The sequence below is a fragment of the Spirosoma pulveris genome, from assembly GCF_054781875.1.
Genome location: NZ_BAAGTO010000009.1, coordinates 129,247 through 154,945, shown reverse-complemented (window position 1 = coordinate 154,945; position 25,699 = coordinate 129,247). Strand labels below are relative to the sequence as shown.

Here is a 25,699-nt window from a genome sequence, read left to right as displayed (position 1 = left end):
TATCCTCAATTGTTTGCCGATCAAGGTGATGTATCTACGCGAAGCGTTGGAGGAGGGATTTTTAAATTTATATAAACGCGATTTATTGATATATTGACTCTCGTTACACCTTTGGTTGTTAGTTAGTTACATAGTAAGAAAAATAAAGATTTACGGAAAAGTACAATTAACTAATAGTATAATATAGTCCGGGCGGCTAACCTGGAATCTGATTTGCTTTAGGTTGCAGAGCAATTTTGCCGATACGCGTCCGGAAAGCGCGGCCAAATCATAAAATAGGCTTATTTTTCAGGGCAGAGTACTAATTAGCTTTTTGGGTATGTCGAGCTTCTTACATCAGGTTGCCTTTATTACGGGTGCTGGGTCTGGTATTGGCCGGGCCACCGCCCTTGCCTTTGCTAAAGCCGGTGCTAAAGTCGTTGTTGCCGAAATCAGTGAAGCGGCCGGTCAGGATACCGTGAACCAGATTCTGCAATTGGGAAAGGATGCCCTGTTTGTTCCCTGCAACGTGGCCGAGCCAGACCAAATTAACGCGGCTATTTTGCAAACCGTTGATAGGTATGGTCGACTGGACATTGCCGTTAACAACGCGGGTATCGGCGGTGCATACGGTCGAATTACGGATCAGTCTCCGGAAGATTTCGATCAAATAATGGCCGTAAATGTAGGTGGGGTTTTCTATGGTATGCAGGCGCAGATCCGGCAAATGCTTTTACAGCAAAAAGGGACTAAAGCCGAAGGCAAGGAAGCTGGGGCAGATCCTATGGAGAGTTACCCGGTTGGCGGCCGGATTGTGAATGTAGCCAGCATTGCCGGTATTCGCGGGATGCCCATGGGCGCGCCTTACAGCGCATCCAAACATGCGGTAATTGGGCTGACAAAAACAGCAGCCCTTGAGTACGTGAAGCAGAACATCCGGATCAATGCCATTTGCCCGGCTTACACGCATTCGGCCATGGTGGATGGCCTGATCAGTGCAGCACCTACTATGGAAGACCGAATGCGCCGTGTCATTCCCCTTGGCCGGTTTGGGCAGCCGGAAGAAATCGCCCAGGCTATTCTGTGGCTTTGTTCGGATGAAAATACGTTTTATACGGGGCAGGCGCTTCAACTGGATGGTGGAATGACAGCGGGCTAATTATAGCCGACTGATCCACTCATCTTCTTTTTGTCTCATCCGGGCGGCTTCCTCGTCGGTTTTATCACCGTAACCACACAGGTGCAACAGGCCATGCGCCAGTACGCGACGCATTTCCTGATCGGCGGGAACGGCTAATTTACCGGCATTGTCAACGACCCGCTCCACACTAATAAAGACGTCGCCTTCGATCTTACCTTCCTCTTCACTCATATCGAAGGTAATAATATCCGTGTAATAGTCGTGCTGAAGATAGTCCCGGTTAACCTGCAGTACATGTTCATCGGAACAGAACATGTAGTTAAGATCGCCAACCGAGTACCCTTCGGCTTCGGCTTGCTGCTTCAGCCATTGACGGATTGCCTGCTTTTGAGGAAGCTTATACGGGACGTCCTCATTGAAAAAACGAATCATACGTAATGATCAGCCTTGCGTTCGAGCGTAGGGAAGTGCATGTCTACAACTACCGCTGGCTTTTTGTTAAAGTAATGTTTTGATGTCGGGCCACACGTACCGGTAAGCGTCCGAAATGCCGCCACCGGGATTCTCATGCGCCTTTACTTCCTGATTGACCCCTCCCAGGCTTTGGTAAAATGCCTGGGCGCTGGTGTTTTGCGTCAGCACCCATAAGTATAATCCGGCCTCAGGGGCCTGGGTATACGACCAGCGGGCTGCCGATTTCAGGAGCTGTGTACCAATTCCTTTGCCTTTCTGATGGCTGAGAACGTGTAAATTGTCCAGTAATGTTCCCCAAACAGCGTCATCATCAACATAAACACAGGCGAATCCAAGAAGTATACCCTTCTCTTCAGCAACGATAACCTGCTGATTTTGGACCGGTTGGCTCAGTCGCTCATACCAAACGGTTTGCCTATTCTCCAGAACAGGACCGCTTAAAAAGTCATCTCTCCAGATACCTCTGTAGTTTTGCTGCCAGCTAAGGCTATGGAGTTGCGCGATCGGCTCGGCGTCAATAAGAGTGGCCTCCCGGTAAGTTATCATAGCTTTGTAAAAGCGGGTTCAAACAAATGTAAACGTCCGGTATTGTGTTACAAATTTATCAATCACTTCTTGTCGTCAGTTTATGAAAGCCATACTGCTTGCCGAAAAAAAACAACCTGTGCAACTCGTTGATGCCCCCATGCCGATCGCCGGGGCGGGCCAGATGCTGATCAAGCTCAAAGCCGCTGCCCTGAATCACCGCGATGTATTCGTTCAGCAGGGATTATACCCCGGAATCAAACTCCCGGCTATCCTGGGATCTGATGGGGCCGGTGTTGTGGCCGAGGTGGGTGAGGGTGTCGACGCGATCTGGCGCGGGCAAGCCGTTATTATTAATCCGGGCCTGCATTGGGGGCCGAATCCGAAGTTTTACGGGGAAGATTTCCGGATTTTAGGCATGCCCGACAATGGAACGTTTGCGGAGTATATCGTGGTCGATAAAGCGTATGTGCATGCTAAACCCAATCACCTTTCCTTTAAGCAGGCAGCCGCACTGCCACTGGCGGGTCTGACGGCCTGGCGGGCCTTAATGACGCGGGCAGGCCTGAACACATCGGGTAGTCCCGAAAAAGTGCTTGTGACGGGTATAGGAGGAGGTGCTGCCTTGTTTGCCCTGCAATTTGCGGTGGGTGCCGGGGCCCAGGTTTGGGTTACGTCCGGTTCCGAAGAAAAGCTGGCCAGGGCCGCTGCCTTAGGCGCAGCGGGGGGCGTCAACTACCGGGAGCCAGACTGGGATAAGACACTTATGACGCTTACGGGTGGCGGACGGAAAGGCTACTTCGACGTTATTATCGATAGTGCGGGTGGACCCGGCTTTGCGAAACTGATCGACGCGGCAGCCTCGGGTGGCAGAATCGCTTTCTTTGGTGGCACCACGGGTAATATTACCGACATTATGCCGCCCAAAGTATTCTTTAAACAACTCTCAATTTTTGGTACGACCATGGGCACCGAGCGCGAGTTTGCAGACATGCTTTCGTTCGTAAACCAGAAAAACATAGTGCCGGTTGTAGACGAGGTCTTTTCGTTAACCGATACACCGGAAGCCATGAGGAAAATGGATACCGGCAAACAGTTCGGCAAGATTGTTATCCATATAGCGGATTAATTCTCTTTTAATGATTCGGTTTTGCACGGTTAATAACGCTATGTTCATGATTATACGGCCAAATGAAAGTTATCCACAACTAAATTGTGGATAACTTCGTAGTTACGCACATTTTAGCGATTGTCCCTTAATCAGAAAAAACCAATCCAGTAGGGGATAGTATCTTTGTCGATATGCTTACTTCAACGGGTTCGATTACCCAGACATTGCAGGATCGATTAGCGGACTATCAGCAGAAAGGATTATTACGAAAACTCCGGACTGCAGATGAAGCCGTTGATTTCTGCTCAAATGATTACCTGGGCTTTGCGCGTTCTGCAGAACTTAAGCGGGCTATCCAGGAAGCTGCTGCCCGGCACGTAACCATGCGGACCGGCGCTACCGGCTCCCGTTTGCTGGCTGGCCAAACAGAACTTGCTCAGGCTGTAGAACAGGAGCTAGCCATCTTTTATGGAACAGAAGCCGCGCTTATTTTTAACTCAGGTTACGATGCCAACATCGGTTTGCTGGCTTGCCTGCCCCGAAGAGGAGACACCCTGCTAACGGATGAACTGATTCATGCCAGTATGATTGATGGTGCCCGGCTGAGTTACGCAACCCGTCACCGGTTCCGTCACAATGATCTGGCCGATTTAAGAACAAAGCTGGAGAAGGCGTCCCGGTTACCGGACAGACAGGTTTTTGTAGCTGTAGAGTCGGTTTATTCGATGGATGGCGATATGGCTCCTCTTCGCGAACTAGCTGATCTCTGCGATGAATACGGAGCGGCCTTACTGGTGGACGAAGCACATGCCACGGGTGTTTATGGCTCGGCGGACGGAGCGAATGGCGAAGGCCTCGTAGCCGCTCTGGGCTTACAGGACCGCGTGCTGGCCAGAGTACACACATTTGGTAAAGCACTGGGCGTTCATGGAGCCGCTGTAGTTGGGCCAGCCGTCCTGCGCGATTACCTGATCAATTTTGCCCGGCCATTCATTTATACGACAGCCTTACCTCCGCATAGTCTGCTGGCTATCCGTTGCGCGCATGAGCAGCTAAGAGCAGGCTCATCAGCCTTAGAGCAGCTTCATCATCAACTGGATTATTTCCGTCGGCAGGTAGCCGATAGACTTCCCGGTAGCTACTGGAGCGCTGGTCATTCGCCTATTCAGTGTCTCATTGTTCCGGGGAATGACCGGGCTCGGCGGGTGGCTGCCGCTGCGCAGGCTATCGGTCTGGATGTGCGGGCTATCCTTAGCCCGACGGTTCCGGCCGGGCAGGAGCGACTACGGCTTTGTATCCACGCGTTTAACACAACCAACGAAATAGATCAGCTATTGGGCGTTCTTCAACAGGCGCTGGCTGAAAATGATACAGTATGACAATAACGGAATTACCTACCCAACTGATTGTAGCAGGTATAGGCACTGAGATTGGAAAAACGATGGCGTCGGCAGTGTTGGTGGAAGCCTTACAGGCCGATTACTGGAAACCCGTTCAATCGGGTGGATTGGACGATTCTGATACCGATACGGTTCGCCGATTGATCAGCAATACGAAATCGTACTTCCACCCCGAGGCCTACCGGCTTACGCAGCCGCTCTCGCCACATGCAGCGGCCGAAATTGACGGTGTCACCATCGAACTGGGCAATTTCACGCTGCCCCAAACCAGAAATGCGCTTGTTGTTGAGCTGGCAGGGGGGCTTATGGTTCCTTTAAACGACCATAAACTAACGATTGATCTGGTGCAGCAATTGGCATTGCCGGTAGTCCTGGTATCCCGGAATTACCTCGGAAGCATTAACCATACGCTGCTATCGGTCGAAGCCTGCCGCAGCCGAAATATTCCACTGGTCGGAATTTTGTTTAACGGCCCTACCGTTCCGGCTTCGGAGTCGTTTATTTTGAACTATACGGGGTTGCCCTGTATTGGACGGATTGAGCAGGAAGCCGTTGTTACTAAGGATGTAATCCGGAAATATGCCTCCCGGCTATTTGCGGGCCAGTAAACCCTGACCGGTTCTGCCATTGTGCGTGTTGGCAGAACCGGAAACTACCAGTTCTTAACCATGTCGTCGAACCGTTCCAGCAGAAATCTTGATTTGGGGCCAACATGCCCGTCACCAATGGTCAACTCACCGATTTGCGTGATGGGCAGTATTTTTTTGGTCGAGCTGGTTGTAAAGGCTTCGTCGGCGTCGTAAAGTTCGGAAAGAAGCACTGGCCGTTCTTCGACCTCAAAGTCACTCTGAGCCAGTTGCATCACAGTTTTCCGGGTTATTCCGTGCAGGATGTGGCGGTCGGGCGTGCTAATTTTTTCCCCTTTAACGATGAAGAAATTACTCCGGCTCAGCTCACTTATCTCGCCCCCTTTCTGGTATAGTATGTCCGACGCGCGCGCGGCTCGGATGGCTTCGGCCATTAGAATCACGCGCTTGTAATCCGTGCTCTTCACTTCGGCCATCTCCCGGACATATTCGTCCAGGATCACTTTTATTCCCTGCTCGTACTGAATGACCGGCACTGGATGAATCATTTCGGCCAGGATGAGCAGGTTCGGTTTCTCCACGCTGATGCTATCCGCCGAATAGCCACCCGTCAGCACGAAGCGAATGCCAACATCGGTGGGCGTAGCTGTCCCACTTTTGCGGATTGCCTCGTTGCTGCGTTCCACAAGTTTCATGACGATGGCGTACGTTTCGTCTTTACCGAGCGGTAATTTCAGGTGCATGCGGGAGGCCGAATTCTGAAAGCGTGCCCAGTACCAATCCCACTGAAACGGTCGCCCGTTATACGTCAGGAAGTAATCAAAGAGGCCATAGCCCCGCAGAAGGCCGAGGTCGGTAATGCCAACCGCAAGCTGGTCGGTGGGGGCGATGGTACCATTGAAATATCCGTAAAACATGGGCGATACGTTGGTTTGGCGCATGCCCAAAGATAAATGAAATGGGCGAAAAAGCCCCGAATTTAAACCCAACAGCCGGGGCCGGTCCGGATATGACCTAACTCAGCTCTTTAACAACGAGCTGAACCGTGTATCGGCTTTTCTGCTCCAGGAGTAGTTTCTTGTTGGGCAGGACGCGGTCAATGGTGCTCTGGTCGTAATAGCGGATTGTGATCAGTTCTACGTCACTGTTATACGTTACGCGGAAATCCTGTTTCAACAGATTCAGTAAAGCAGGTACCCGGTCGGGATTGTTGTCGACAACCACGGAGAAGCTGATGGCGGTGTTTTGCATCAGGTTGATTTTAACCCCAGCCTGCGCAAACCGGCCAAAAATGCGGCTCAGGTTATCTTCCGCGATAAACGAAAAGTCGTTCGGATGCAATGAGATCAATACCTGGTTGACTTTGAAAATAAACGATGGAATGGTCAGGTGCCGCTCGTAATTACCGATGACCGTTCCGGGTGCTTCCGGCTTCAGAAAGGAGCGTACATAGAGCGGAATCCCTTTGTTTTGAAGCGGCTTGATGGTTTTTGGATGAATGACCGTTGCGCCATAATATGCCAGTTCAATAGCATCCTGGTAGGTTAGCCGTTCCAGCAGTACTGTGTCATCGAACCATTTGGGATCGGCGTTCAGCACGCCCGGAACATCTTTCCAGATGGTAACGCTTTCGGCATTGAGGCAAAACGCAAAGATAGCCGCCGTATAGTCGGACCCCTCGCGGCCAAGGGTCGTCGTGCGCTTGTCTTCCGCCTGACCAATGAACCCCTGGGTTATACTCACCCCGCTTTTATTCACGGCATCTTTTATCTGTCGCCCGGTTATGTCCCAGTCGACTCGCCCTTCGCGAAAGGTGGTGTCCGTACGAACCAACTGCCGGGCATCGAGCCATTGGGCGTTGAGACCGGCCTGGGTTAAGTAAGCCGCGATGATCTGCGTTGACAGCACCTCGCCCAACGACACAATCTGGTCATACACCTCATCATATAGGCCTTTGACCGGTTGGTTCAGGTAATTTTCGAGCTGGGCAAAGGTTTGGTGAACAGGGCTGAAATCACCGGACAGCTCGTTAATTATGGCGTTGTGGTAGGTCCGAATGGTATCAAATTGGTGTTGGCAAGCTTCCGTTTGCTTGTCGACATACGCCCGAACGAGAGCTTCCAGGCCGTTGGTCGTCTTTCCCATTGCCGAGACGACAACAAGAATGTTCTTACCCTGTGACCTGACAATCTCGGCCAGATTGCGAACTCCGGCAGCATCCTTTACGGAAGCGCCACCAAATTTGAAAACTTTCATTCCGGTAAAAGAAGATAGGAACACAGATAAGACGGATTGAACAGATTTATACGGATACACTATCCGCCCGAATCCATTTTATCCGTCTTATTTGTGCTCCTACGTAAATTAAACAGTTATAGCGCGTCCTGTAAAGAGTAATTCGCGGACGGCGTCGGCAATCCCTTTTGGGTCAAATCCGCATTCACGGTGTAGCTCAATCTGTTCGCCATGCTCAATAACGGCGTCAGGTATCCCCAGTCGTTTCACGCGGGCCATGTAGTCATGATTGGCCATGAACTCCAGCACAGCACTACCAAACCCACCCATCACGCAGCCATCTTCAACCGTTACTACCCGGTCAAACCGGCTAAAGATTTGATGAAGCAGGGCTTCGTCCAGGGGCTTCACGTAGCGCATATCGAAATGAGCGGGGCGTATACCCTCTTTCGCCAGCATTTCGGTGGCTTCAACGGCGTAGTTGCCAATGTGGCCAATGGTCAGAATGGCAACTTCTTCGCCGTCGCTGATCATCCGTCCCTGACCAACTACCTGTTTCTCCAGCGGAGTACGCCAGTTTGGCATAACGCCTTCACCTCGTGGATATCGGATGGTGAAAGCCTGCTTACCCTGCTGAATCTCGTCGGACTGGGCGGTGAACATCATGTTGCGGAGTTCCTGCTCATTCATGGGCGCAGCCACAATCATGTTTGGAATGCAGCGCATATAGGCTAGATCATAGGCCCCGTGGTGCGTAGGCCCATCAGCACCGGCAAAACCGGCACGGTCGAGGCAGAAAATAACCGGCAATTCCTGAATGCAGACGTCGTGAATCACCTGATCGTAGGCGCGCTGCATAAATGTCGAGTAAATGTTGCAGAAAACAACTTCACCCTGCGTAGCCATACCCGCCGAGAACGTTACGGCGTGCTGTTCGGCAATGCCCACATCAAATGCCCGCGTTGGCATCGCCTTCATCATGATGTTCATGGATGAACCCGACGGCATGGCGGGCGTAACGCCCACAATACGGGCATTCTGCTCTGCCAGTTCAACCAGCGTATTCCCAAATACATCCTGGTACTTGGGTGGTTGTGGCGTATCGTAAATTTTCTTCTGAATGACGCCCGTCACTTTATCGAACAGACCCGGCGCGTGCCATTTGGTCTGGTCTTTTTCAGCAGGCCCGTACCCTTTTCCTTTCACCGTAAGTACGTGTAAAAGCTTGGGTCCGGGAATGTGCTTCATGTCGTCCAGAACACTAACCAGATGGTCGATGTCATGACCGTCAATTGGTCCGAAGTAACGCAGATGCAGCGACTCGAACAGGTTGCTTTGCTCAAGCAGTGAACTCTTTATACCCGACTGAACCTGAGAAACCAGCTCCTGCGCCGTTTTCCCGAGTTTGTCCATCTTGCCGAGCAGATTCCAGATCTCGTCTTTTACCTTGTTGTACGTCTGAGAGGTGGTAATGTCGGTAAGATACTCGCGCAGGGCCCCAACATTCGGGTCGATGCTCATGCAGTTGTCATTGAGGACAATCAGCAGGTTGCTATCGGTGGCTCCGGCATGGTTCATACCTTCGAAAGCTTCGCCTGCGGTCAGGGCACCATCGCCAATAACCGCAATGTGATTGCGCTGGGTATTTCCCTGAAGTTGTGAGGCAACGGCCATGCCCAGCGCGGCCGAGATGGAAGTCGACGAGTGACCAACCCCAAAGGAGTCGTATTCGCTTTCTTTTCGCTTAGGAAAGCCCGACAGACCCTTGTAGAATCGATTGGTATGGAACTTCTCCCGCCGACCCGTCAGGATTTTGTGTCCATAAGCCTGGTGGCCTACATCCCAGACCAATTGGTCATCGGGGGTGTTAAAAACGTAATGAAGGGCAACAGTTAGTTCAACTACACCCAGACTGGCACCGAAGTGACCACCATAGACAGATACATCGTCGATGATAAATTGACGTAGTTCGTCAGCAACCTGGGGTAAGCGGGATTTATCTAGTTTGCGAAGATCTTCGGGCGTATTAATGGTGGCAAGAAGACTGCCAGGGGTAATCAGCATGATGGTAGCAGCTAAGCGTCTGTCTTACAACAACACACGTATAGAAATCATTGTTCTATTGACGACGTGCAAATATATTTCTATAGCGAAGCTAGTACAAATTTTATGAATTATAAAAAATCTAAGCCTTCGGAGACCTACATACTTACGCAGGCGCCAAAGGCTTAGATTTTTAAAAGAATAGTAAATGTCTATAGAAGGCCGGTAGAGGGATAAAATTTAGCTCAATACTGGCTAAATCACCCTGTTTAGTTGCGTTGACTGGCCCGGAAAAGTTTTTGTTTTTCTTCGCGTGTCAAACTCTCATAGCCGGAGCGGGAAATCTTATCAAGTATCATATCGACTTCATCCTGGTCTGGCGTTGAGGCCGATGCAGACGATGCCCCGGCGGCCGATACATATGAACTGGCCTGTGTACTGGCGTTGCTTCGTTGCCGATACGACACCTTAACCGCTGGCTTTGGTTTAAGCAGATTGCTCCAGCCATCCACCAGCCAGTAGATAGGACGGCCGAGATCGGTGCCGTTTTGAAGCAGCTTTACATACACAAACCCCATTAGTGCGCCACCAAGGTGAGCCAGGTGCCCGCCTGCATTGGTACCGGCTGTTTGTGCGACCGAAAGAATGATGAAGAAGAAGACGATATATTTGATACGCACCGGTCCAAAGAACAGTAAATGGAAGGTGTAGTTGGGTAGCAAAGTCGCGGCTCCAACGGCTACTGAAAAAGCAGCAGCCGATGCCCCGAGCATGCGTGCGCCATCGGCCTGGCTCTGAAAAAAGGGTACTAGGTTGTACATGGCCAGGTACAGTAATCCACCGGCAAGGCCTCCCATAATGTACAAACCCATTAGCCGCCGATTGCCCAGATATTCATCAATCAACCGCCCGAACCAGTACAGGAACAGCATGTTATAAAGAATATGGAAAATCTCCTCATGCGAGAAAAAGTACGTGAACAGCGTCCAGGGTTTACGTAAAAACGCATGGATTTCACCGGGAACCATCAACTGGCTCGTAATGAAAAAATACGCGCCCGTATTTTCGGCCATTGTTAGACTGACTTTAGTCACTAACAGGACCAGAAATATGACGACATTAACTAATATCAATTGGACCAACGTATTGTTGGGCTTATTGAATTCGCTCCGAAAATCATCGAACAACCCGCTCATTCCTTAATAAAACGTTTTTCGTTGTGAACCCCAGTATTTGATCAGTATAAATGCAAACAGCATGCCGCCAATATGGGCGAAATGAGCAACGTTGTCGGCTTGTGTCCGATACACACCCGAGTAAAGCTCAAAGGCCCCGTAAAAGATAACGAGATACTTTGCCTTCACCGGTATAGGTGGAAACAATAAAAAAAGCTGAGTGTTCGGAAACAATAGTCCAAATCCCATTATAACCCCAAAAATTGCTCCCGACGCACCAACCATTGGCTCATCAACCTGATTGGAAAAAATGCCATTGACAATGGCAATACTATCCTGAATATTCTTACTATCGTTTGGAAAGCTTTTAAACTTATCAATAAAAGGCGTTAACCGATCGTAGTATGAAACTGCGTGCTGATCGACAAATCCCAGAAAGTTGTCGTAACCCGGATTATCTCTATAGGACAGCACTGTTTCATATACGTCGTGTACTTCATAATAGTTTATACCCGAAAACAATAAGGCAGCGCCCAGCCCGGTAAAAAAGTAAAAGAATGTAAACCGCTGCGGTCCCCAAAACCGTTCCAGCATAGGGCCGAACACCACCAAGCCAATCATGTTGCTGAAAATGTGGTTAAAACCACCATGCAGGAACATGTGCGTCAACAATTGAATTGGATTGAATCGATCGGATAAAAACGAGTGCAATCCAAACTGCTCAATGATTGCATCATTTGTTACCAGAAAAACCAATACGTTTATTATTAAGATCGCGCGTACTACTGGAGTTAGTGAAAACATCTTATAATGACAAGTTATGCTGATTAAAGCAAATATCAGCGAAATAGCCCCGCAATTTTATCCAACGACAACACAACCGTTACTGGCTCACCAGTAGGTGTATAACTTGGATTGGCGGACGCAAACAATTGATTAACTAAAGCCTTACGCTCCGTAGTGCTCAGGCGATTAACATAACGCATGGCCGACCGGCGAGCCAGCGAACGAGCCATGGATTCTATTCGGTCTAATTTTAACCGCCCTGTATCGGCCCGAAGTTGTGCCAGCAGGTTAGCGAATAATTCCTCTTCATTCTCGCCCATGATCAGGGCAGGTACACCCCGTATAACAAACGTATTGGCACCCAGTTCGTCGAATTCAAAGCCCAGATTCATCAGGTCTTCGCGAAGGTCGAGAGCCAGTTGAAAATCAACGGGCATCAGCGAAATCGTTTTTGGAAACAACAACTGCTGCGAGGCCCCGTTCCGCTTGGTAAGCGAGGCATGAAACTGATCGTATAGAATCCGCTCATGGGCACGGCGCTGGTCGATCAACAGCATACCCGACTTGATGGGAGCCAGCAAATACCGATTCTGTATCTGAACGATGTTATCATCATCAACCAGTACCGGCACATCTTGTTCCGGCGACTCCAGACTTACCTGCAACTGGTTGGCCCGGCTACCAAGGGTAATGGGTTCATTTTCCGTTGTTGGCTGTTCCGTTGTGGCGGGTGCTGGTTTCGCCGGTCCCAGCCAGTCGCCCTTCTCAACGGGCTCCGCTGTTGGACGTGATGAAGGGCCTGTATTGCCGGCAACGCCTTCATACAGCGTTTGCCAGTTATTGACAGACGGTTTAGGGTCTGCTTTGCGGGGCATGTCGAAGCTGGAGCCCGCAGCCTTGTCCAGAGACTCATTTCGTAACGATGTGCGCTCGCTGGCGGGTTGCTGCGTTCCTCCCGATGCCCAGGAAGGTGAAATAGGTCGTGCGGCCACCGATGCACTTGCCACAGACCTGGTATCGGCCTCGCCGTTGCGATTTACACTGGCATCGGTCGATGCAGGCTTTGGACGAACCCCCGACAGAAAGTTAACGTCTGAGTCGAAGTCGAGGGAGGGCGAGAGGTTATAAAGCCCAACCGCTTTTCGAACAGCCGCCATCATGATCGCGTACACCGACCGCTCATCATCGAATTTTATCTCTGTCTTGGTCGGGTGAATGTTAATGTCAATGTGAGACGGATCAATGTCGATAAACAGCACGTAAAACGGGTGGCTGCCTTCGGGCAATGTCCCTTCATAGGCACCTACCACTGCATGGTGCAGGTAGTTGTGCTTGATGAACCGGTTATTAACGAAAAAAAACTGTTCGTTACGGGCTTTCTTGGCCGATTCGGGCTTGCCGATGTATCCGTGTACGGTCACATACGGCGTCTGTTCTTCACAGAAATTCAGCTGCTCGCGGTAACTTTTGCCGAACATATCAACAATTCGGCGGCTCAGCTTTCCGGCTGGGAGATTGTAGATTTCCTGATCGTTATGAAACAGGGAGAACGCAACTTCCGGATTGGCGAGGGCTACCCGTTGAAACTCGTCGATGATATGACGCATTTCCACCGAGTTCGACTTCAGGAAGTTGCGCCGGGCGGGTACATTAAAAAATAGATTCTTGATCAGGAGGTTTGTTCCGGGTAAACACGAAATAGCTTCCTGCGCTTTGATGTCGGAACCTTCAATTCGAATGAGTGTACCCAACTCTTCTTCGGCCCGGCGGGTGCGCATTTCAACCTGCGCTACGGCTGCAATAGACGCCAGCGCTTCGCCCCGGAAACCCATGGTCCGAATACGGAACAGATCGTCTGACGAACGGATTTTGGAGGTGGCATGGCGCTCGAAACTCATGCGGGCGTCGGTTTCGGTCATGCCAAGACCGTCGTCCACAATCTGAATTAAATTGCGGCCTGCTTCCCGAACAATAACCTGTACGGATTTCGCTTTCGCATCTACCGAGTTTTCCAGCAACTCTTTGACTACCGAAGCAGGGCGCTGAACAACTTCACCAGCCGCAATCTGGTTAGCAATCGAATCGGGTAGTAGCTGAATAACGTTTAACATAACGGATAGATCTCCTCAAACGGCTGGAATGCCGTACCTACAATATACAAAAATAACCCGTGAAAAGGCCGTATAATTCAACAGAATGCGAGGGAAATTCCACGAAAGGAAAAATGCCGCTGGTAAGAAACGGTTTCGTCTCTTACCAGCGGCATCTGAAGCCTTCAACTAAAAATCGTTAGACCTTGATTTCAACGTCAACACCGCTGGGCAGTTCGAGCTTCATGAGCGCGTCTACCGTTTTAGCACTGCTGCTGTAAATGTCTACCAGACGCTTGTAGGTGCACAGTTGGAACTGTTCCCGCGCCTTTTTATTGACGTGGGGCGACCGCAGTACGGTATAGATTTCTTTGTTCGTTGGCAGAGGGATGGGGCCGCTTACGATAGCACCCGTCGACTTAACCGCTTTCACGATCTTCTCGGCCGACTTATCAACCAGCATGTGGTCGAACGACTTCAGTTTAATGCGAATTTTTTGGCTCATTGTGTTTTGGTTCGTTATGTGAAAATGCCGCCGAAAGAACCATTTACTCCAGCGACACAAAAATGGGCAGTCGGTCAACAGACCAACTGCCCAATATCCTGAAAGACTTATTTTCCTGTACCTTTTTCTTTCGCTACAACGCCGTCAGCAATGTTTTGCGGAACAACTTCGTAGTGAGCAAATGTCAGGTTAGCCGTAGCACGACCCGACGACATGGTGCGCAGATCCGTTACATAACCGAACAGTTCCGAGAGAGGGACGTCTGCCTTGATCACCTGCGATCCGGCTTTCGTATCCATTCCTTTCATCACACCCCGACGACGGTTGAGGTCACCCGTGATCGGACCCGTATATTCTTCCGGCGTTAATACTTCAACGGCCATGATTGGTTCGAGCAGTTTCGGACCAGCCTGACGAGCGGCTTCACGGAAACCTAAACGAGCGGCCATTTCGAACGACAGTGAGTCGGAGTCAACGTCGTGGTACGAACCGTGGAACAACCGGACTTTCATGCTTTCGAGGGGGAAGCCAGCCAACGGACCGTTTTTCAGCGACTCGTCAAAGCCTTTCTGAACGGCGGGGATAAATTCGCGAGGAATAACACCACCTACGATACCATTAACAAACTCCAGACCTGGCTGAACAACACCGGTTTCGTCCTGTTCCCGTGGTCCGAGTTCAAATACGATATCGGCAAATTTACCGCGACCACCCGTTTGTTTCTTGTAAACTTCGCGGTGCTCAACGTTTTTCGTCAGCTTCTCTTTATAGGCTACCTGTGGTGCACCCTGGTTTACTTCAACCTTGAATTCACGACGCATCCGGTCGATGATGATTTCGAGGTGAAGCTCACCCATACCACGGATAATGGTCTGGCCGGTTTCTTCGTTCGACTCAACTTTAAGGGTTGGGTCTTCTTCGATCAGCTTACCGATAGCTTTCGAGAAGTTATCCTGGTCGGCAGATTTCTTAGGCTCAATGGCGTAACCGATAACGGGATCGGGGAATACCATTGATTCCAGAACGATTGGGTTCTTTTCATCGGACAGCGTATCGCCCGTCTTGATGTCTTTGAAACCAACCACGGCACCGATGTCACCCGCTTCCAGACGCTCGATCTGGTTTTGCTTGTTGGCGTGCATCTGGAAAATCCGGGAAATCCGCTCTTTGTTACCCGAACGGTTATTCAGGATGTATGAGCCAGACTCCAGAACGCCCGAGTATGAACGAACGAAGCAGAGACGACCTACGTAAGGATCGGTAGCAATTTTGAACGCAAGGGCTGAGAAAGGCTCCGTTGACGAAGGCTTACGAGAAATCTCTTCGCCGGTGTCTGGGTTTGTTCCTTTGATGCTTTCCTTGTCCATTGGCGATGGCAACAGGGCCATCACGTAATCGAGCATGGTTTGCACACCTTTGTTCTTGAAGGATGAACCGCAAAGCATCGGAACGATTTTCATGCTGATGGTTGCTTTCCGCAAAGCCGCCAGAATTTCGTCTTCCGAGATCGATTCAGGATCTTCAAAGTATTTCTCCATCAGGGAGTCGTCGAATTCGGCAACGGCTTCCAGCAGTTTTTCACGCCATTCGGTAGCCTCGTCCAGCATATCGGCCGGGATGGGTACCTCCTGGAATGTCATACCTTTATCATCTTCATTCCACTGGATACCGCGGAAGTTAACGAGGTCAACTACACCTTTGAAGTTCTCTTCTTCGCCGATTGGCAACTGAAGGGGAACAGCGTAACTGCCCAGCATTTCCTTAACCTGCTTGCACACGTTCAGGAAGTCGGCACCGGAGCGGTCCATTTTGTTAACGAAGCCTAAACGAGCTACGTTGTAATTGTTGGCCAGACGCCAGTTGGTTTCCGACTGTGGCTCAACACCGTCAACGGCGCTGAAAAGGAACACCAGACCATCCAGTACACGCAGCGAACGGTTCACTTCAACCGTGAAGTCAACGTGGCCTGGTGTGTCAATGATGTTAATGTGGTACTTTTTGTCACGGTAGGTCCAGTCAACAGTGGTAGCGGCTGAGGTAATGGTAATACCACGCTCCTGCTCCTGTTCCATCCAGTCCATCGTTGCGGCACCATCGTGCACCTCACCAATCTTGTGGCTTACCCCGGCGTAATAGAGAATTCGTTCGGTTGTTGTCGTCTTACCCGCATCAATGTGGGCAGCGATACCGATGTTTCTCGTGAAATTTAAATCGCGAGCCATTAGCTTGTTATACTGAAAGTTATGTTTTTCTACAATCGAAGAAAGAAGCGCTTGCACGTTATTGGCAGGCCTCTTTGCGAATCAGGACGCAAAATTACTGAAAGTCAACCACAAATCAAATTGAATCGTAAAGAATATACTGTTAACGAACCGCTTGTGTTACAAATAGGCCTGGCCCGTACAATTATAGAGCACCTAATGGCACTCACGCCCGTCAGCGTAAAATGACGAGCTGTACCCGAACACTTTAATGTAGATTAAAATTTACATTTTGTTAACGATTTCCTTTTTTTGTGAATATATGTCCCTATATTCGTTAGAGTAAATAGACCGTAACTTGAACCTTCATGAAAAATCCGTATGTAGCCCTGCTACGTACTGCCTGGACGTATGCACGATACGAAAAGCGACAGTATGTGCTCGTATATTGCCTCTTTGTTCTGGCCAACCTGGTTAGAGCTGCTTTCCCTCTGTTATTTGGCTGGTTTGTTGGTGAACTTCAAAAGCAACAAACCGATATTCCCAGGCTGATCTGGATGTATGCCGGGGCGCATTTGGGCCTTATGTTGCTGGACTGGTCTTTCCATGGTCCGGCACGGGTTATGGAACGCCGACTGGCCTTTAACCTGAGCCGAAATTTCCTGGATGAAATGTTTCACCAAACGCTGCACCTGCCCGTTAGCTGGCATAAGGAACACCATAGCGGTGATACCATCAGCCGAATCCGGAAAGCTTACGATGCGTTGAAAGGCTTTTTTCAGGGAGGATTCGTCTACCTGAACGCGCTGTTCAAGCTGGTTTTCTCCTTTGGTGCCATGCTGTATTTTTCCCCCCTGTTCGGCATTATCGGTCTGGGGCTGGGCGCGCTGACGGTTTGGGTCATTCTCCGCTTCGACCGTCCGTTTATTAAAGCACTCGATGAAACCAACGAACACGAGCACGTTGTTTCGGCCAGTCTCTTCGACAATCTGTCTAATATCATCACTGTCATTACCCTGCGGCTGGAGCAACGTATACAGGTGAGTTTCGGTCAGAAAATGGATGCGGTTCTTCCTCCGTTTCTGAAACAGGTAAAGATCAACGAGTGGAAGTGGTTTGTGGCTACCCTGCTGGTCACGCTGATTTACATTGTTATGTCGACGGGCTACATCTACCAGCATTATGTGCCGGGGCAGGTGTTCATGATTGGTGGCCTGGTAACCCTGCTGGGGTATGTTAACCAGTTTACGAGTGTATTCAATGATGTAGCCTTTCAGTACACACAGATTGTACAGTACAACACCGATGTGCAGACGGCGCGGGGTATTGGCGAGGCTTACGCACAGCATGTGCGCCCGGAAGATGAGAGACTACCCGAAAACTGGAAAACGATCAGTATTAGCGGCCTTAATTTCTCACATGGCCGCACTTTCGGTACCTCCAAAAAGGTGGCGAACCTGAGTGAACTGCAAATTAGTTTAAGACGGGGTCAGCGGATAGCCTTCATTGGTGAGAGCGGTTCCGGCAAAAGTACCCTGCTGACATTGCTGCGCGGATTGTACCAGCCGGAGCCGGGTATGTCAGTTTATGTAGATGGCGAGGAACAAGCGGGTCTGAACGCCGTCACGAATACGGTAACGCTGTTTCCGCAGGAGCCGGAAATCTTCGAGAATACGATTGCCTATAACATCACCCTCGGTCTGCCGTTCGACGATGAAACGATTGCCCGGGTTTGTCAGGTAGCCCGTTTCAATGAGGTGGTAAATCGACTGCCCAATGGGCTGGAAACAAGCATTCAGGAGAAAGGACTGAATTTGTCGGGCGGGCAGCGGCAGCGGCTGGCACTGGCGCGTGGTGTATTGGCCGCCCGCACCAGCGACATCGTTCTGCTCGATGAACCTACAAGCAGCATCGATCCGAAAACGGAACTGGCTATTTACCGTAAACTGCTCAATGAGTTTGCCGATAAGGCGGTTGTCTCGACGCTGCACCGCCTGCATTTGCTCCCCCTGTTCGACTACATCTACATCATGCAGGATGGCAAGATCATCGACGAAGGCAGCTTTGCGGAGCTACAGGTGCGGAGCGACGTATTCCAGGAGATGTGGGCGCATCAGAAGGATGTAATGGAACAGCCAGTGCTGGCGTAAAGTGAAGAGAAAGGTATAGCTGAACAAGCTGATTTGTATGTCTGGTCCGGTTTTGTGTTACTTCTTTACAGGAGTAACACAAAACCGGACTTTTCTATTGACACTATTTACCTGCCTGACAACTCACTTTTCAGCAGGGATGTTAAAGGACCGGCTTATCAATTCGTAAAATTTCGGGTTATACGTTTTAAGATCTTCATGGATATTTGTTTCGTTATGAACGCAATAAGTAGGAATTGCCTACTTATTGACGTCAAACCAGTCCTGAACGCCTTCCGCCCAATAGTCGATGTAGTTGCTTCCAGCATTGGTGTTGATCCAAAAACCTTTTGCCACAGCAGCGTTGTAGACGCTTTGCAGCTAACGCTTCTTGGCATTGAGTAAAGGATAAATTCAAAGAAGCAGTAGCCCAAAGGGAGCTTGTAGGCCAGTTTTAATTTTTCTTGCTACCTGTCTATAGGCAGTTGCCCGTTTTTTACCTTAAAGGTCAACGAGATTAGTGTTGATTCGTAAATTTTCCAAGCTCCATCTAATGCCTTGTAGAATAACATCACGATTAACTTGCATAGAAAAACCGCTGTCAACTTCCCACGTTTTACTTTTTAACTCTGAAAGACTTGTGGTCTTTGTTACTGCCCAGCCAGCCAAGTCTTGCGTGTATTCTTTGGTAATCGTCAGATACGGCCGACCTTTAAAATCACGCTTTTCCAAGTGAAAAGCTGATATGTATTGATCAGACAAGTCATAAATTAAATAGAACTCATCCGAGTCTTCTTCGACAAGAGACTGCCAATAATTCAGTAAATCTCTGAAAAGATCCTTTATTGATAATTCGTATTCATGATGCTCATTTTTCTTAGTTTCGAGAAAATCGGCTATATAATAGAAATCAGTTTTCTGAATAGAATTGGTGGTAATAATGATAATATCGGTTGTCTGACAATCAAGTAGGAATCTTATCATTCTTAAATTAAATCCGTTTTTTAAAACGCTTACCTTGTCAATTGAAGCTCGTCCAGCTTATTTGATCTTTCTGTTGAAACATACTGTCATCGCCGGTAACCCATCTTGAACGTTTCACGGAACCACCACAAGGGCGAAAGAACACAAGCAACTTAAATTTTTGAAGTCGGTAATTAGCGCACTTGCTTAACTCCTCAATATCGTCAAGATCATTCTGACCTGTTTCTCTTCGTTTGTTTGAGAAAGAATTTCTCTCAGAATTTCGTTTCCCTCGGCCTCCGGCTTATTTTCAAGTGCTTTCATAACGGCTGATTCTTTAAATATGTCCAGAATCTGCTTTGCTGTTACCTGTTCTTTTGTATTTAGTCTGCAACCCGATGAATAGACCAAGGCAAGACGAGCCAGTCGGCGTGCTTAGCAAGCCTATACACGTGTAGCTGCCTAAATGAAAAAACCACAGAGGCCCAGAGCGCACAGCGGTTTCCGTTAGCAGGTCATTTGCCTGTTACGGAAAACCGCTGTGTGCTCTGGGCCTCTGTGGTATATAAATCTTTTTTCGTCAGTGCAAGTCGCCGTTACTCCACCGGCGCTTCCACGATCGCTACGATCTTCCAAAGGCCGCGAATGTCCTGCAAGGGCACCGTTACATTGCCGCCGTTGGGATTATCGGAGTGGAGGGTCAGGTATTTGCGGGTTAAGAGTTCGTTGTCGCGGATGCGCTTCACAACGAAATAATCCCGGTACATCACTGCATAAACACCCCCCGACTGGTACTCCCAGTTGTTTTCGCTGACGGGAATGGCCAGCACTTTAGCGCCGTGCGCCAGCTGCGGACTCATGCTGTTTCCCGAAATCTCCAGAACAACCGAGTTCTTGTGCCCCTTCACAATGGGTTTCCGTACCCGGAAGGAGTCAACATCGGTCGAGTGAATGCCTTCGGCGAAACTCTCAACAAAGGTGGCGTAAAATTTTACCGGTATGAAGGGCACTTCAATGGTGTCATCATCGGCCGAGAGCAACCTGGCGTTTGCCTGTGGGGAGTTCAGGACGGGCATGATGCCCCGGATCAGATAATCGGCGCTGATTTGGGGGTAGCAGGCCAGCAAACTCATGATAGTGTCGTAAGAAGGTTTGGCTCTGCCATTCAAAATATTATAAAACTTTGATGGGTTCTCGCCTAACTCCTTGGCTATCTGATAAATAGTTATGCCTAGGGCATCAAAAACCTGCTTTAGTCTGTCCTGGATTGTCACGGGGGATGCTATTTTTTTTAAACAATTTTCGGCCATTGCCGTACAGATAGCTAGTGATTATAATACAAGTAAAATATATTGCGCTTGTATTACAACAAACATACTCAAAATATAAACGATTAACAGCACCGAAAGTCACTTTATTACCCAAAATCAATGAATCGCAACCGGCTTTTTACCCAAAGGCAACCAACTGTTCTATTTGTGGACATGAACAGTTTCTTTGCCTCCTGCGAGCAACAGGATAACTACTGGTTACGGGGAAGGCCGGTTGGCGTTTGCGTCTACACAGGCAAGAACGGATGCATAATTGCTCCATCGGTCGAAGCCAAGATGCGGGGCGTAAAGACCGGAATGCGTCTGGATCAGGCCATTGGACTATGTCCGGACCTGGTGCCGATAGAAACACACCCCGGTCGTTATCGGGAATATCACGTGAAGATCATCGACGTGTTGCGAACCTTCTCCGACGATGTTGTGCCGAAAAGTATTGACGAAGCGGTTGTCGACCTGACAAATTACCAGCTAGTCTACAAAGACATCTCGCAGACGGCGATCGCAATTAAACAGGCGATCCGGCAAAAGGTGGGCGACTGGCTGCGCTGTTCCATTGGGATTGCCCCGAATGTATTTCTGGCCAAGCTGGCTTCCAACGTTCAAAAGCCGGACGGTCTGACGATCATTGCACCCGATACAATTGACGACGTACTGAAAACCCTGAGGCTTACCGATCTCCCCGGTATTGGCGACCGCATGGCCGCCCGGCTGGAAGCGGGTGGAGTACGTACACCCCTCGAATTACGCTATGCAGCACCGGATCACTTGCGGGCGGTTTGTAAGAGCATTATTGGCTGGCACTGGCATATCCGGCTCAACTTCGGGGGCGAAGTAGACTTAGACACTAATCCGGACAACAAGAGCATATCGGCGATGCGGACTATTTCGCAGGAGCAGCGAAGCACGCCCGAACGTCTGGACGAACTCCTGCAATCGCTCTGTCTCACGCTCGAACGCCGGATGGTACAGAAAGGCGTGTTTTGTCAGGATATGTCGTTCTCCTGCCGGTATCATAACGGCAAAACCTATAACTACGAAGCCCGATTCAACGAGCCAAAACAGGATGGGCCGGAGCTATACAGCATTATCCGGGAACGTCTGGAGAAGTTTCAACTGGCGCACCGCTGCGAGCCGGTGTTGAATGAACACCTGCGGAGTATGTGCGTGGCCGTTTTTCACTTCATTCCGGCCGAGGTGGTGCCATTGAACCTGTTTGAACGTGACGATCGTAAAGGAAAGTTTCGCCAGACACTCTACGACCTCAAAGCGAAATTTGGCACCGATAAGCTGATTCGGGCTACTGAGTTACGCGATAATCCGGTCTATAAAGACGTAATCGGTTTCGGAAATATTAAGGATTTGTAAGAATTGGGGTATTGAAAAAGGATGGGGCAGAAAGGCGTGCCACGATTCTGGACCGTGCACGCCTTCCTGCCCAACTTCCTCACTACAAATGGCTAACTTAATTCAGCGACCCCATACGCCCGTTCTGGAAATCGTCGAAAGCGGCCATGATTTCCTCGCGGGTGTTCATGACAAAAGGGCCATACACAGCCAGCGGCTCCTGAATAGGCTCACCAGCCAGAATAAGAATTTTAGTGCCGGTAGTGGTCGATACCGTAATGGTGTCGCCGTCGGGGTTCGTGAGGGCTATCTGCCCACGTTCCAGGCTGCTTCCATTAACAGTTGACTGTCCGCTCAATACGTATATCATCAGATTATGCGTAGCCGGAACCGTAATCGTTTCCGATTGACCGCTGGCCAGGGTAAGATCTGCGACAACAACCGGGCTAAACGTGTTTGCCGGACCATGCAGCCCGGCCAGCTCACCCGCAATGACCCGTAACTCGCCACCACCGGGTAAGGTAGACGTGGCAATTCGGGAGGACGCAATGTCCTGATAGCGCGGTGGACTCATTTTATCTTTAGCTGGCAGGTTGACCCATAACTGGACAAAGTCGAGCTGGCCACCCTGACGCGAAAATTCCCGTTCGTGTTTCTCTTCGTGAATTATCCCCGAAGCCGCCGTCATCCATTGCACATCGCCCGAGAAGAGTTTTCCTTTATTACCGGCAGAATCGCGGTGTTCGAGAGCACCTTCATACACGATCGTTACCGTTTCGAAGCCCCGGTGCGGGTGCTGATCGACACCTTTGGGCCGCTCCGATGGCTGAACCTGCATGGGGCCGTGGTGATCCAGCAATAGAAATGGATTGAACGGACGTGACCCTTGCGGATGAAAAGCGTTTAACCCAATAAATCCGTCACCCACGCTGTTGGGGGTAGCGGTTCGTATAGCTGAAATTGTACGTTGTGTTGCCATAATTCGTGTAGATACATCTAATTTTAAAACCAACTAGCTCGGTGACTAGTTCATTTAAACATACACGACTACACGCGTTGCTCATTTGGACAAAAGAACGTGGTGCGCCCGCCTACTACGGAGCGTTCGATGCGTGTTTTACAACGGGGGCAATATTTGTGCGCTTCCACATCATCGTAAGGAGACTCGTCCCACTCGCGAACGTGAATCAGGAAACTGTTCGGGAAGTCGCGATAGGTGGCTTCGTAGCGGATGGCCGTTTCGAGTACTAGCCGGATGGCCTGATGCAAGGCGCTCATCTGTTCATCGGTAAGGGTATCGGCGCGTTGTTCGGGGTGGATGAACGCCTGAAACAGCACCTCATCTACAATCCAGTTACCCAAACCGGCCACAACGCTCTGGTCCAGCAGCACCGGTTTGATGAAAGCTTTTTTGCGACGTACTTGTTTGGTGAGTGTGTCCAAGGATATACTCAGCCCATCTTCGCCAATTTTTTTGCGCTGTAAGAACGTATCTATATTGTCGATCAGGCCAACGCGCTCAAACTTGCGGGGACAAAGGAAGCCCAAATTGAAGCCGGAGTTGAACTCGAACACGATTCGGGCAAAGCGGGGCCGGTCGAGCGATGCGTGATAATAGTCCAGATCGCCGGTCATCCCAAAGTGCATGTGGACAATAACATCGGGCGCGTCGGTCAGGACGAACAAATTTTTACCGACCCGTTGCGTGCCGGTAAACTGTCGTCCAACGAGTGCATTGACTAGGGTAGCGTAATCGGTGGTGAGGAGCTTCTTATCCTCGACCTCGATATGATTTATTGTCTGGTGGAGCGATGATGTTTCGAGGTATTGGCGTCTGATTTCGACCTCTGGAAGTTCGGGCATTGGAACAGATTTTATCTGATAACACACTGTTCATCCGAGATGTTACAAGCCATGGAAATGGCCCGTTCAGGAGGTTTTTTCGGCCGTCTGAGTATAATTTCTTTATTTTGCGGTAGATTCGGTTGATTATCAATGGCTGGTTTTCATGCAATTAGCTATTGGATTAAAAACATTTTCAAAATGCTCGCTGTTGTATGTGGCAATACGAAGCGTAATGAAGACGTTCAACTAACAGTCTGTCAGGTAATTTTACCGACGATTTTCCAGTCTCTTCATTAAAAAAAGTATCAGATGTAACAACCTCTACACAACCGCGAAAGCGGCTTTTTTTGCAAAGTTTGTGCATGTTCAATCGTTAAACTGAAAATTTTAAATGGAAAATAATCCGCAAAAGTCAAAAACTAACGGCGCGTTGCTGGCTGCCCTTATCATCATGACGGGTTTGGCTGGTGTATCCAGTTATTTGTACTTCGATCAGAAGAAAGTTTCTGAAAACCAGGAAGTGACAATTTCGGAGCGTGTAGAAGAGCTGTCAACAACCCGGGTTAAGTTAGATTCTATTTCGACCGCGCTGGATGCCAAAATTGCTGAAGTTCAGAAATTAGGTGGTGACGTTACCGAACTGGAAAAAATGAAAGTGCAACTGGAGCAGGATAAAGCTGCATTGCGAAAAGGTAACCGAATCTCACTGGCTAAGTATGAGGCCAAAATCAAGCAATACGAAGCTTTTCTGGTGGAGAAAGATACGCTCATCTCTAACCTGCAACGCGAAAACGTAACGCTGGCATCGAACGTCAAAGTGCTTGATGAAGAAAACACCGGCCTTAAAACAGAACGCCAGCGACTGGCCGATTCGGTAACGACGGTTGTTTCACAAAATCAGGAACTATCGACAAAAGTTACCCGCGCTGCCGCTTTGAAAGCCCAAAACGTAAAGGTATTTGCGGTGAACGCTAAAGGAAAAGTAAAAGACGACGACTCGTATAAAGCCAAGCGTTTGGACAAAATCAAACTAGTTTATACGCTGTTGGATAACCCGTTGACAAAAGAAGAGCCGAAAGATGTATTCGTTCGGGTACTTGACCCAACGGGCGCTGTTGTATCTGACATGGCCAACGGTTCGGGTACATTTACGGTAGATGGCAACGAAACCATTTATACCACCAAACAAACCGTGAACTACACTAACAACGGACAAAACGTTGAACTGATGTACACACGGGGCATTCCTTACAAACCCGGTAAGTATACCGTGGAGCTGTATTCGGAAGGTTTCCGGATTGGTTCGGGTGAGTTTGCCGTTCGTTAATAAGCTGATTGTTAGTTCATAAAAAAAGCGTGATGCCCAACGGCATCACGCTTTTTTTATGAACTATAGCTGTCTTTACTGTCTGGCACCTGTAAAGTTGACCGTGTTTTCGGAACCATTCTGCAGCGTAATGCGCAAAAGCTTTCCATCTTTTTCCATTCCGTTGCTGGTAAAAACCTGATCGCTTTGTAGGGTAGCAACGGTTGAACTGCCAACGTTGAGTTGAATGCTGGCCGACTGACGGCTCAGACTGACATGCTGAATGGTCCAATCTATTTGGGTCGGCCGATGTACGATCAGCGTAACTGTGCTGTCTGATTCGGCCTTTATTTCCGCATACGGCAGTTGGCCCGATGAAAGCGCAACGGCAGGGTCGAGGTAAAAATTAGTGTGGTAAGTACCGACTACTTCACCTGTCAGTGTCGTGATATTCGGTTGAATATCTCCTTCACGCTGGCATGCTGTCAGTATCCCTACAAACGAGCAGAAAAGCAGTCGTTTTTTCATA

At 49.5% G+C, this 25,699-nt stretch carries 22 protein-coding genes; 7 read left to right on the top strand and 15 right to left on the bottom strand.

From position 1 onward, the window contains the following. Window positions 1-319 precede the first annotated feature (319 nt). Window positions 320-1,138: an SDR family NAD(P)-dependent oxidoreductase gene (locus ACYVJM_RS24765; protein WP_461150922.1), complete on the top strand. Its 819-nt coding sequence runs from the start codon at window positions 320-322 to the stop codon at window positions 1,136-1,138. Here the strand turns inward: ACYVJM_RS24765 and ybeY are convergent, their stop codons facing one another. Both ybeY and ACYVJM_RS24755 read right to left on the bottom strand, forming a co-directional pair. Then, entirely contained in the window at window positions 1,139-1,552 is a 414-nt protein-coding gene (gene ybeY / locus ACYVJM_RS24760) for an rRNA maturation RNase YbeY (protein ID WP_461150921.1), read from the bottom strand. Between the two features lie 66 nt (window positions 1,553-1,618). Beyond that, complete coding sequence (locus ACYVJM_RS24755; protein ID WP_461150920.1) at window positions 1,619-2,140, bottom strand: GNAT family N-acetyltransferase; 522 nt, start codon at window positions 2,138-2,140, stop codon at window positions 1,619-1,621. Between the two features lie 82 nt (window positions 2,141-2,222). On the opposite strand from ACYVJM_RS24755, the gene ACYVJM_RS24750 reads away from it, so the two are divergent. The 3 genes from ACYVJM_RS24750 (at window position 2,223) to bioD (ending at window position 5,238) form a co-directional block, all read left to right on the top strand. After that, complete coding sequence (locus ACYVJM_RS24750) at window positions 2,223-3,248, top strand: zinc-binding dehydrogenase (RefSeq protein WP_461150919.1); 1,026 nt, start codon at window positions 2,223-2,225, stop codon at window positions 3,246-3,248. A gap of 173 nt (window positions 3,249-3,421) precedes the next feature. After that, a complete protein-coding gene (locus tag ACYVJM_RS24745) occupies window positions 3,422-4,609 on the top strand; it encodes an aminotransferase class I/II-fold pyridoxal phosphate-dependent enzyme (protein ID WP_461150918.1) in 1,188 nt (395 codons plus the stop codon). Then, window positions 4,606-5,238: a dethiobiotin synthase gene (bioD, locus tag ACYVJM_RS24740; RefSeq protein WP_461150917.1), complete on the top strand. Its 633-nt coding sequence runs from the start codon at window positions 4,606-4,608 to the stop codon at window positions 5,236-5,238. The genes ACYVJM_RS24745 and bioD overlap by 4 nt, the downstream gene beginning before the upstream one ends. Before the next feature lie 44 nt (window positions 5,239-5,282). Here the strand turns inward: bioD and ACYVJM_RS24735 are convergent, their stop codons facing one another. From ACYVJM_RS24735 to fusA, 8 genes are all read right to left on the bottom strand, one after another. Next, on the bottom strand, window positions 5,283-6,134 hold the full coding sequence (locus ACYVJM_RS24735) for an aminotransferase class IV (RefSeq protein WP_461150985.1): 852 nt from the start codon (window positions 6,132-6,134) through the stop codon (window positions 5,283-5,285). A gap of 97 nt (window positions 6,135-6,231) precedes the next feature. Next, a complete protein-coding gene (locus tag ACYVJM_RS24730; protein ID WP_461150916.1) occupies window positions 6,232-7,473 on the bottom strand; it encodes an aspartate kinase in 1,242 nt (413 codons plus the stop codon). 108 nt (window positions 7,474-7,581) lie between these two features. Next, entirely contained in the window at window positions 7,582-9,516 is a 1,935-nt protein-coding gene (gene dxs / locus ACYVJM_RS24725) for a 1-deoxy-D-xylulose-5-phosphate synthase (RefSeq protein ID WP_461150915.1), read from the bottom strand. A 248-nt stretch (window positions 9,517-9,764) separates the two neighbouring features. After that, window positions 9,765-10,691, bottom strand: coding sequence for a rhomboid family intramembrane serine protease (locus ACYVJM_RS24720; protein WP_461150914.1), 927 nt, complete (start codon window positions 10,689-10,691; stop codon window positions 9,765-9,767). Between the two features lie 3 nt (window positions 10,692-10,694). Then, window positions 10,695-11,474 carry a rhomboid family intramembrane serine protease gene (locus tag ACYVJM_RS24715; RefSeq protein ID WP_461150913.1) on the bottom strand — a complete coding sequence of 260 codons (780 nt, stop codon included), beginning with the start codon at window positions 11,472-11,474 and terminating at the stop codon, window positions 10,695-10,697. Between the two features lie 35 nt (window positions 11,475-11,509). Beyond that, window positions 11,510-13,567, bottom strand: a complete 2,058-nt coding sequence (gene mutL / locus ACYVJM_RS24710) for a DNA mismatch repair endonuclease MutL (RefSeq protein WP_461150912.1) — start codon at window positions 13,565-13,567, stop codon at window positions 11,510-11,512. Between the two features lie 178 nt (window positions 13,568-13,745). Beyond that, window positions 13,746-14,051: a 30S ribosomal protein S10 gene (rpsJ, locus tag ACYVJM_RS24705; protein ID WP_012930032.1), complete on the bottom strand. Its 306-nt coding sequence runs from the start codon at window positions 14,049-14,051 to the stop codon at window positions 13,746-13,748. Window positions 14,052-14,158: 107 nt separating this feature from the next. Continuing rightward, entirely contained in the window at window positions 14,159-16,273 is a 2,115-nt protein-coding gene (fusA, locus tag ACYVJM_RS24700) for an elongation factor G (RefSeq protein WP_461150911.1), read from the bottom strand. Between the two features lie 347 nt (window positions 16,274-16,620). Here fusA and ACYVJM_RS24695 point away from each other — a divergent pair, with 347 nt between their 5' ends. Then, the gene (locus ACYVJM_RS24695; RefSeq protein ID WP_461150910.1) at window positions 16,621-18,402 is read left to right on the top strand and encodes an ABC transporter ATP-binding protein; all 1,782 of its coding nucleotides are present in this window, start codon (window positions 16,621-16,623) and stop codon (window positions 18,400-18,402) included. A 480-nt stretch (window positions 18,403-18,882) separates the two neighbouring features. On the opposite strand, the gene ACYVJM_RS24690 is transcribed toward ACYVJM_RS24695, so the two are convergent. Continuing rightward, on the bottom strand, window positions 18,883-19,365 hold the full coding sequence (locus ACYVJM_RS24690; protein ID WP_461150909.1) for a hypothetical protein: 483 nt from the start codon (window positions 19,363-19,365) through the stop codon (window positions 18,883-18,885). A 575-nt stretch (window positions 19,366-19,940) separates the two neighbouring features. Continuing rightward, complete coding sequence (locus ACYVJM_RS24685; RefSeq protein WP_461150908.1) at window positions 19,941-20,477, bottom strand: S24 family peptidase; 537 nt, start codon at window positions 20,475-20,477, stop codon at window positions 19,941-19,943. 297 nt (window positions 20,478-20,774) lie between these two features. Here ACYVJM_RS24685 and ACYVJM_RS24680 point away from each other — a divergent pair, with 297 nt between their 5' ends. Continuing rightward, window positions 20,775-22,040 (top strand): DNA polymerase Y family protein, encoded by a 1,266-nt coding sequence (locus ACYVJM_RS24680; protein WP_461150907.1) that lies wholly within the window; start codon window positions 20,775-20,777, stop codon window positions 22,038-22,040. A gap of 97 nt (window positions 22,041-22,137) precedes the next feature. Here the strand turns inward: ACYVJM_RS24680 and ACYVJM_RS24675 are convergent, their stop codons facing one another. Then, complete coding sequence (locus tag ACYVJM_RS24675; RefSeq protein ID WP_461150906.1) at window positions 22,138-22,998, bottom strand: pirin family protein; 861 nt, start codon at window positions 22,996-22,998, stop codon at window positions 22,138-22,140. A gap of 68 nt (window positions 22,999-23,066) precedes the next feature. Further along, window positions 23,067-23,882 carry an Fpg/Nei family DNA glycosylase gene (locus tag ACYVJM_RS24670; RefSeq protein WP_461150905.1) on the bottom strand — a complete coding sequence of 272 codons (816 nt, stop codon included), beginning with the start codon at window positions 23,880-23,882 and terminating at the stop codon, window positions 23,067-23,069. Between the two features lie 373 nt (window positions 23,883-24,255). Here ACYVJM_RS24670 and ACYVJM_RS24665 point away from each other — a divergent pair, with 373 nt between their 5' ends. Beyond that, window positions 24,256-25,191: a hypothetical protein gene (locus ACYVJM_RS24665; RefSeq protein ID WP_461150904.1), complete on the top strand. Its 936-nt coding sequence runs from the start codon at window positions 24,256-24,258 to the stop codon at window positions 25,189-25,191. A 75-nt stretch (window positions 25,192-25,266) separates the two neighbouring features. Here the strand turns inward: ACYVJM_RS24665 and ACYVJM_RS24660 are convergent, their stop codons facing one another. Further along, window positions 25,267-25,698, bottom strand: a complete 432-nt coding sequence (locus ACYVJM_RS24660; protein ID WP_461150903.1) for a hypothetical protein — start codon at window positions 25,696-25,698, stop codon at window positions 25,267-25,269. Window position 25,699: the final 1 nt, after the last annotated feature.

Coding starts and splice junctions, on each gene's coding strand:
- ACYVJM_RS24755 (WP_461150920.1), bottom strand. CDS start 2,140: ATGATAACTTACCGGGAGGCCACTCTTATTGACGCCGAGCCGATCGCG.
- ACYVJM_RS24735 (WP_461150985.1), bottom strand. CDS start 6,134: ATGTTTTACGGATATTTCAATGGTACCATCGCCCCCACCGACCAGCTT.
- ACYVJM_RS24685 (WP_461150908.1), bottom strand. CDS start 20,477: ATGAGTTTGCTGGCCTGCTACCCCCAAATCAGCGCCGATTATCTGATC.
- ACYVJM_RS24665 (WP_461150904.1), top strand. CDS start 24,256: ATGGAAAATAATCCGCAAAAGTCAAAAACTAACGGCGCGTTGCTGGCT.
- dxs (WP_461150915.1), bottom strand. CDS start 9,516: ATGCTGATTACCCCTGGCAGTCTTCTTGCCACCATTAATACGCCCGAA.
- ybeY (WP_461150921.1), bottom strand. CDS start 1,552: ATGATTCGTTTTTTCAATGAGGACGTCCCGTATAAGCTTCCTCAAAAG.
- ACYVJM_RS24720 (WP_461150914.1), bottom strand. CDS start 10,691: ATGAGCGGGTTGTTCGATGATTTTCGGAGCGAATTCAATAAGCCCAAC.
- bioD (WP_461150917.1), top strand. CDS start 4,606: ATGACAATAACGGAATTACCTACCCAACTGATTGTAGCAGGTATAGGC.
- rpsJ (WP_012930032.1), bottom strand. CDS start 14,051: ATGAGCCAAAAAATTCGCATTAAACTGAAGTCGTTCGACCACATGCTG.
- ACYVJM_RS24745 (WP_461150918.1), top strand. CDS start 3,422: ATGCTTACTTCAACGGGTTCGATTACCCAGACATTGCAGGATCGATTA.
- ACYVJM_RS24695 (WP_461150910.1), top strand. CDS start 16,621: ATGAAAAATCCGTATGTAGCCCTGCTACGTACTGCCTGGACGTATGCA.
- ACYVJM_RS24680 (WP_461150907.1), top strand. CDS start 20,775: ATGAATCGCAACCGGCTTTTTACCCAAAGGCAACCAACTGTTCTATTT.
- ACYVJM_RS24670 (WP_461150905.1), bottom strand. CDS start 23,882: ATGCCCGAACTTCCAGAGGTCGAAATCAGACGCCAATACCTCGAAACA.
- ACYVJM_RS24715 (WP_461150913.1), bottom strand. CDS start 11,474: ATGTTTTCACTAACTCCAGTAGTACGCGCGATCTTAATAATAAACGTA.
- mutL (WP_461150912.1), bottom strand. CDS start 13,567: ATGTTAAACGTTATTCAGCTACTACCCGATTCGATTGCTAACCAGATT.
- ACYVJM_RS24690 (WP_461150909.1), bottom strand. CDS start 19,365: ATGATAAGATTCCTACTTGATTGTCAGACAACCGATATTATCATTATT.
- fusA (WP_461150911.1), bottom strand. CDS start 16,273: ATGGCTCGCGATTTAAATTTCACGAGAAACATCGGTATCGCTGCCCAC.
- ACYVJM_RS24765 (WP_461150922.1), top strand. CDS start 320: ATGTCGAGCTTCTTACATCAGGTTGCCTTTATTACGGGTGCTGGGTCT.
- ACYVJM_RS24675 (WP_461150906.1), bottom strand. CDS start 22,998: ATGGCAACACAACGTACAATTTCAGCTATACGAACCGCTACCCCCAAC.
- ACYVJM_RS24750 (WP_461150919.1), top strand. CDS start 2,223: ATGAAAGCCATACTGCTTGCCGAAAAAAAACAACCTGTGCAACTCGTT.
- ACYVJM_RS24660 (WP_461150903.1), bottom strand. CDS start 25,698: ATGAAAAAACGACTGCTTTTCTGCTCGTTTGTAGGGATACTGACAGCA.
- ACYVJM_RS24730 (WP_461150916.1), bottom strand. CDS start 7,473: ATGAAAGTTTTCAAATTTGGTGGCGCTTCCGTAAAGGATGCTGCCGGA.